This is a genomic window from Calderihabitans maritimus, from assembly GCF_002207765.1.
GTDB lineage: Bacteria > Bacillota > KKC1 > Calderihabitantales > Calderihabitantaceae > Calderihabitans > Calderihabitans maritimus.
The window spans coordinates 1-214 of the sequence record NZ_BDGJ01000223.1 but is presented as its reverse complement, the minus strand read 5'-3'; the positions used below and the strand labels follow the sequence as shown (position 1 = coordinate 214).

Annotated in this window: 1 protein-coding gene; it reads left to right on the top strand. The window is 58.4% G+C overall.

The annotated features are described in order from the left end of the window. Window positions 1-214, top strand: a 214-nt coding sequence (locus KKC1_RS15625) for a DegT/DnrJ/EryC1/StrS family aminotransferase (protein ID WP_192868297.1), incomplete at both ends; no start/stop codon positions are given.

The following is a 214-nucleotide window of genomic DNA, read 5'->3' as shown; positions in this document are numbered from 1 at the left end:
TGCGGTCCCGGTGGTTGAGTATGGGGCCGAAGGTGAAGGAATTTGAAGAGAAAATGGCTGCGTACGTCGGTCGGCGGTTTGCGGTGGCGGTGAACAGCGGGACCAGCGGGCTTCACCTTTTGGTGCGCAGCCTGGGTATCGGCGAGGGGGACGAAGTGATTACCACCCCCTTTAGTTTTGTGGCTTCGGCCAACTGTATTCTTTACGAGAGGGC